The organism is Pseudomonas sp. K5002 (genome assembly GCF_013386655.1).
Classification (GTDB): domain Bacteria; phylum Pseudomonadota; class Gammaproteobacteria; order Pseudomonadales; family Pseudomonadaceae; genus Aquipseudomonas.
In genome coordinates, this window is sequence record NZ_JACARK010001110.1 from 1 (window position 1) to 4,660 (window position 4,660).

Annotated in this window: 4 protein-coding genes; 3 read left to right on the top strand and 1 reads right to left on the bottom strand. The window is 61.7% G+C overall.

Going from position 1 to position 4,660, the window contains the following annotated elements; all coding sequences use genetic code 11:
• Window positions 1-457 (bottom strand): Nif3-like dinuclear metal center hexameric protein (locus HX846_RS33770; protein WP_178967103.1); only part of this gene is annotated, 457 nt, incomplete at its 3' end.
• A gap of 103 nt (window positions 458-560) precedes the next feature.
• On the opposite strand from HX846_RS33770, the gene algW reads away from it, so the two are divergent.
• The 3 genes from algW to HX846_RS33785 all read left to right on the top strand — a co-directional run.
• Window positions 561-1,715 carry a Do family serine endopeptidase AlgW gene (gene algW / locus HX846_RS33775; RefSeq protein WP_003208442.1) on the top strand — a complete coding sequence of 385 codons (1,155 nt, stop codon included), beginning with the start codon at window positions 561-563 and terminating at the stop codon, window positions 1,713-1,715.
• A 108-nt stretch (window positions 1,716-1,823) separates the two neighbouring features.
• Window positions 1,824-3,935: a TonB-dependent siderophore receptor gene (locus HX846_RS33780; protein WP_178967104.1), complete on the top strand. Its 2,112-nt coding sequence runs from the start codon at window positions 1,824-1,826 to the stop codon at window positions 3,933-3,935.
• 12 nt (window positions 3,936-3,947) lie between these two features.
• On the top strand, window positions 3,948-4,660 hold a 713-nt coding region (locus HX846_RS33785; RefSeq protein WP_178967105.1), incomplete at its 3' end, for a DUF4198 domain-containing protein.

Consider the following 4,660-nt stretch of genomic DNA (forward strand, 5'->3'; position numbering starts at 1 on the left):
CGCGGCGGGCAAAATCACGGGGCGACGCCGGCTCAGCCAGGGAACCCACCAGGCCGACGACCTTGAGGTTGTCCGGGTCCAGCGGGCCTTCGACGGTGATGTCCAGTTGCCGGGCCAGTTGCACGTTGTTGCCGACCTCAGGGTGCAGGTCCAGCGGCAAGTGATAGGCCAGCAGGCTGATGTCGTGCTTGAGCAGGGTTTTCAGGCGGCGCTGCTTCATGCCGGTGATGCACGGGCTTTCGCCTTTCCAGAAATAACCGTGGTGCACCAGCACCAGGTCGGCCTGGGCTTCGACCGCCGCGTCCAGCAATGCCTGGCTGGCGGTCACGCCGCTGACGATGCGCAGCACTTGCGGACGGCCCTCGACCTGCAGGCCGTTGGGGCAGTAATCGGCGATTTTGGCACTATTAAGGTAGCGGTCCGCTTCCTCGACTAAGGTGCTCAGGGCAACGGCCATAAAAGACTCCTAAATATCCCGTTCAGAGGCGCTCACGGCCTCGTATAATGCGCGACATTATGGGCGCTCTCCCGCCCCCTGCAACCTGTCAGGATTTTTCTTCATGCTCAAGGCACTGCGTTTTTTTGGATGGCCATTGTTGGCTGGCGTGCTGATCGCGATGCTGATTATTCAGCGTTATCCACAACTGGTCGGCCTGCCGACCCTTGATGTCAACCTGCAACAGGCACCGCAAACCAGCGCGGTGGTACAAGGCCCGGTGACTTACGCCGATGCGGTGGTGATCGCCGCCCCCGCCGTAGTCAACCTGTACACCACCAAGGTCATCAACAAACCGGCGCACCCGCTGTTTGAAGACCCACAGTTTCGTCGCTATTTCGGCGACAACTCGCCCAAGCAGCGGCGCATGGAATCCAGCCTCGGCTCCGGTGTGATCATGAGCCCGGAAGGCTACATCCTCACCAACAACCACGTGACCACCGGCGCCGACCAGATTGTGGTGGCCCTGCGTGATGGCCGGGAAACCCTGGCCCGCGTGGTCGGCAGCGACCCGGAAACCGACCTCGCGGTGCTGAAAATCGATTTGAAAGGCCTGCCCTCGATCACCATCGGGCGCTCTGAAGGGCTGCGCGTAGGTGACGTGGCGCTGGCCATCGGCAACCCGTTCGGCGTCGGCCAGACCGTGACCATGGGCATCATCAGCGCCACCGGGCGTAACCAGTTGGGCCTCAACAGCTATGAAGACTTCATCCAGACCGACGCGGCGATCAACCCGGGCAACTCCGGCGGCGCGCTGGTGGATGCCAACGGCAACCTGACCGGCATCAACACCGCGATCTTCTCCAAGTCCGGCGGCTCCCAGGGCATCGGTTTCGCGATTCCGGTGAAGCTGGCCACTGAAGTGATGAAGTCGATCATCGAGCATGGCCAGGTGATTCGTGGCTGGCTGGGGATTGAAGTCCAGCCGCTGACCAAGGAACTGGCCGAATCGTTTGGCCTGACCGGGCGCCCTGGCATCGTGGTCGCCGGGATCTTCCGCGACGGCCCGGCGCAGAAAGCCGGCCTGCAACTGGGGGATGTGATCCTCAGCATCGACGGCGAGCCGGCCGGAGATGGTCGCAAGTCGATGAACCAGGTGGCGCGGATCAAACCCACCGACAAGGTGGCGATACAGGTGATGCGCAATGGCAAGGAAATCAAGCTGTCGGCGGAAATCGGCCTGCGTCCGCCGCCTGCACCGGTGAAAGAAGAGGAATAACGGCTTCGGGAGCCCGTTCGCGGGCTCCTGTTACCTAATATTTCAAAAGAAATTCATTCTCATTAGTCATGTTATATTGTTTCAATATCGCTATTGGAACGCTCTATCATGCCGTCTCGAAGATTTGCCCCGCTGGCGGGAATCGCCCTGGGTTTGCTGGTGGACCCGGCCTACGCCGAAGACACCGCCACCCTTGAACTGGAAGCCACCCGCATCACCAGCGAGGCGTACGAATCAGCCACCGGCCCGGTCAAGGGCTATCGCGCCACCCGCTCCGCCAGCGCCACAAAAACCGACACCGCCTTGCGGGATATCCCACAGTCCATCAGCGTGATTCCCGCTTCGGTACTCAACGACCTGGGCAGCACCAACGTCGAGCGTGCCCTTGAGTTTGCCGGCGGCGTGTCCAAACAGAACAACTTCGGCGGCCTGACGCTCTACGAATACAGCGTTCGCGGCTTCACCACGTCAGAGTTTTACGTGGACGGTTTCAGCGCCAACCGCGGTTACCCGAGCACGCCGGACGCGGCGAATATCGAGCGCATCGAGGTGCTCAAAGGCCCCGCCGCCAGCCTGTATGGCCGTGGTGACCCAGGCGGCACGGTGAATATCGTCAGCAAAAAGCCGCAGTCCGAGGCCTTCACCACACTGCAGACCAGCGCCGGCAGTTGGGACCGCTACCGCACCGCGCTGGACGTGAACACGCCGCTGGACAGCGAGGGCAACGTGTTATCGCGGGTCAACCTGGCGGTGGAAGACAACCACAGCTTCCGCAACCACGTTGAGGCCAAACGGGTCTTCGTCGCGCCCTCCATCAGTTGGCAACTGGACCCGGACACACACCTGCTGGTGGAAAGTGAATTCGTGCGTCACCGCTCCACTTTCGACCGCGGCATCGTCGCGCCCAACAACCGCTGGAGCGGCGTCTCCCGCTCGACCTTTCTCGGCGAGCCCGACGACGGCGATATCCGCAACCACAACAACCGCCTGCAAGCCAGCCTCGAGCATCACCTCAACGATGCCTGGCAACTGCGCCTGGCCAGCCATTACAAACAAGGCAGCCTGTGGGGCAACGCCTCGGAAAACCGCGCGCTGGATGCCGATGGCCACACCCTCAGCCGCCGCTACCGCGAGCGCTCCACCGGTTGGCATGACAGCATCATCCAGCTCGAACTGCGCGGTCGGTTCGACATCGGCAGTTGGCAGCACGAATTGCTGATCGGCACCGAGTACGAGGACTACCGCAAGAAAGAACGGGTGACCGCCATCGCCGGCGGCGATTACGCCATCGACATCTATGACCCGGTCTATGGCCAGCCCAAACCGAACGGCAAGCGCTCCGGCACTGACTTTTTCGAACAGGTGAAAAGCCAGGCGCTGAACCTGCAGGACCAGATCATCTTCACCGATCGCCTGCGCGGGATGATCGGCGCGCGGTTCGAACACTTCGAGCAGCGCACCGACGACTTCAGCCGCAACCATGCCAAAAGCCTTCAGACCCACGATGCCCTGACCCAACGCGCCGGCCTGCTCTACCAACTGACGCCTGAAGTGGGCCTGTTCGCCAACGCCTCCACCTCGTTCAAACCCAACAATGGCCTGGACGCCGGCGGCAAATCCTTCAAGCCGGAAGAAGGCGTGGGGTATGAAATCGGGATCAAGAGCGAGCTGTTCGACGACCGCCTGAGCACCACCCTCGCCGCCTTCCATATCGAGAAAGAAAATGTCCTGGCCCTGGACCCGGCTACCGACACACAGCGCGCCATGGGCAAGGCCCGCAGCCAGGGTTTTGACCTGCAACTGACCGGCCAGGTGACTGACGCCGTACGGGTGATCGGCGCCTTTGCCTACATCGACGCCGAAGTGACCAAAGGCGATAAAGACATCCCTGCGGGCAGCCGGATTCTCGGCGTAGCCAAACGCAGCGCCAGCTTGCTCGGCGTGTATGAATTCCAGGACGGCCTGCTGCGCGGCTCCGACCTCGGTGCGGCCTTTACCTACGTCGGCGACCGCTCCGGCGAAGCCGGCAAAAGCTTTGAATTACCGGCCTACCACACCGTCGATTTGCTGGCCCATTACAAGGCCAGCGACAACGTCACCGTGGGCCTGAACCTCAACAACCTGTTCGATGAAAAGTACTACGAGCGCTCCTACAGCAATTACTGGGTCAATCCCGGCGAGCCGCGCAACTTCACCGTCAGCCTGACCCTCAACCTGTAAAAGGACGTCTCCATGCAAGCCTTCAAATCCCTGGCCGTGCTCGGCCTGCTGTTTGCCACCCAAGTCTCGGCCCACGGACTGTGGACCGAACAACGGCGCGGCAATATCGAAGTGATCTACGGCCACGGCGCCGAAGACAACGCGCTCAAGGCGCAGAAAATCAGCGGCGCCTGGGCCTACGACGCCAGCGGCAAAATGATCCCGGTGACCGTGGAACGTCTGCCCGACCATGCGCGCCTGAAGCCGCTCAAATCGCCGGCTGTACTGGCGGTCGCCCTGGATAACGGGATGTGGTCACAGACGCCTGACAAGAAGTGGATCAACGAGGGCCGCAGCAAGGTGCCGGGGGCGATTGAGTCGACCCAGACCTTCAAGTACAGCCTGGCGATCTACCAGCCGGGGGCGAAGTTGCCGCAGCTGGATCAGATCAAGCTACTGATCTTGCCGGAAGTTGATCCGCTGACGGTCGGCCCGGGTAAATCACTGCCGGTACGGGTGCTGCTGGATGGCAAGCCGGCGGCAGGAGTCAAGCTGATCGGAGACTATCGCAACGCACCGAACACCCTGAGCACCGAGACCGATAAAGACGGTCGCGCCCAGGTGCTGGTGAGAAATGAAGGATTGAATGTGATTGCGGCGCAGGTGGAAATCCCGCTCAAAGACAATGCTGATGTCGCGACTCGCGGACTGTTCAGTTCCCTGACTTTCCTGGGCGAGCCGCATCA